This window comes from Bradyrhizobium sp. (genome assembly GCF_030697065.1).
Classification (GTDB): domain Bacteria; phylum Pseudomonadota; class Alphaproteobacteria; order Rhizobiales; family Xanthobacteraceae; genus Bradyrhizobium.
Genome location: NZ_JAUYQU010000069.1, coordinates 1 through 1,897, shown reverse-complemented (window position 1 = coordinate 1,897; position 1,897 = coordinate 1). Strand labels below are relative to the sequence as shown.

Below are 1,897 nucleotides of genomic sequence, written 5' to 3'. Positions count from 1 at the left end.
GGAGGAGATGGTTGCGCTGGACGACGCGCATCACCGGGTTCTGGCGCGCGACGTCGCCGCACTGCGGACCCAGCCGCCGCAGGCGATGTCGGCGATGGACGGCTACGCGGTCCGCTCGGCAGACGCCGGCCATGCCGCGGCGCGGCTGCGGGTGATCGGCGAGGTCGCGGCCGGCCGCCCGTTCGACAAAAGCGTCGGCCCCGGCGAGGCGGTGCGGATCTTTACCGGCGGCGTGATTCCCGATGGCGCCGATGCCGTCATCATCCAGGAAGACACCGTGGCCGAGGACGGCGGCATCACCATCACCGAGGCCGCACGCCCGGGGCGGCATATCCGTCCCGCCGGCATCGACTTCCGCAAGGGCGATTTGCTGCTGGCGCGCGGGACGCGCCTCACCGACCGCGACCTGTCGCTTGCCGCCGGCATGAATTACCCCGAGCTTCCGGTGCACCGCCGGCCCAAGGTCGCGATGCTCGCCACCGGCGACGAGCTCGTGATGCCGGGCGGAACCCCTGGCCCCGGGCAGATCGTCTATTCCAACGGCTACGCGCTGCGGGCGCTGGCCCGGCATGAAGGCGCCGACACGATCGATCTCGGCATCGCCGCCGACACGATGGACGCCACCACGTCGGGCATCCGCCGCGCCCGCGACTCCGGCGCCGACATCATCATCACCATGGGCGGCGCCTCGGTCGGCGATCACGACCTGGTCAAGCGATCGCTGGAGGCCGAGGGCGTCGCCATGACGTTCTGGCGGATCGCGATGCGGCCGGGCAAGCCGATGATGCATGGCCGGCTCGGCGCCATCAGGGTGATCGGCCTGCCCGGCAATCCCGTATCGTCCTATGTCTGCGGCTTCCTGTTTCTTGCGCCGCTGATTCGCGCATTGTCCGGTCGCTCGGCCATCCACCATGTCCGCGAGACCGCGCTGCTCGGGCGCGATATCGCCGCCAACGACATCCGCGAGGACTATCTGCGGGCCCGCCTGGAGCGGCGCGCCGACGGCGTGCTGATCGCCCACCCGGTCAACCACCAGGACTCGTCGCTGCTCGGGAATCTCGCTGCGGCGCGGGCCTTGATCGTCCGTGCGCCATTCGCGCCGGCAGCGCCCGCCGGCAGCTCCTGCGAGATATTTCGGCTCCCCGACTGACCGCGTTCGAGCCTCGAGGGTGGTCCCACAAAACCATGGCCCGTTGACGGGAAATTAAATGGTTGCGGAACACATATGGAACATATAGTGTTCGTTCATGATTTGTTTCGAGTAATGGTGCCAACCAGCCGGAATTGGAGACTCATCCCGAGTCCCGAGAATCCGGGGTTTCGGGATCGAACGCTCAAACTGGGGATTTGGTCGAGATGCTCACGCGCAAGCAATATGAACTCCTGCGATTCATCAGCGAACGCCTGAAGGAATCCGGCGTTCCGCCCTCCTTCGACGAAATGAAGGATGCGCTGGATCTGCGTTCGAAGTCCGGGATCCATCGCCTCATCACGGCCCTCGAAGAGCGCGGCTTCATCCGTCGCCTGCCCAATCGCGCCCGCGCCATCGAGGTGATCAAGCTGCCGGAGTTGTCGGGAAGCGGCGCCGGCAACGGCCGTCGCGGGTTTACCCCCAGCGTCATCGAAGGCACGCTCGGCAAGGTTCGCAGCGCCAGTTCGGATAATGACGGCGAGCGCCCGGTCTCGGTGCCGGTGATGGGACGCATCGCGGCCGGCACGCCGATCGAGGCGTTGCAGACTCGCAGCCACACCATCAGCGTGCCGCCCGACATGCTCGGCTCCGGCGAACATTACGCGCTCGAAGTGCGCGGCGATTCCATGGTCGACGCCGGCATCCTCGATGGCGACATGGCGCTGATCCAGCGCAACGAGACCGCCGAGACCGGCGACATCGTGG

At 67.3% G+C, this 1,897-nt stretch carries 2 protein-coding genes; both read left to right on the top strand.

What is annotated here, in order from left to right; all coding sequences use genetic code 11:
• Positions 1 to 1,150, top strand: a 1,150-nt coding sequence (glp, locus tag Q8R73_RS04815; protein WP_305718395.1) for a gephyrin-like molybdotransferase Glp, incomplete at its 5' end; no start/stop codon positions are given.
• A 206-nt stretch (positions 1,151 to 1,356) separates the two neighbouring features.
• Positions 1,357 to 1,897: transcriptional repressor LexA (gene lexA, locus Q8R73_RS04810; protein ID WP_305718394.1), on the top strand; the 541-nt coding region annotated here is incomplete at its 3' end.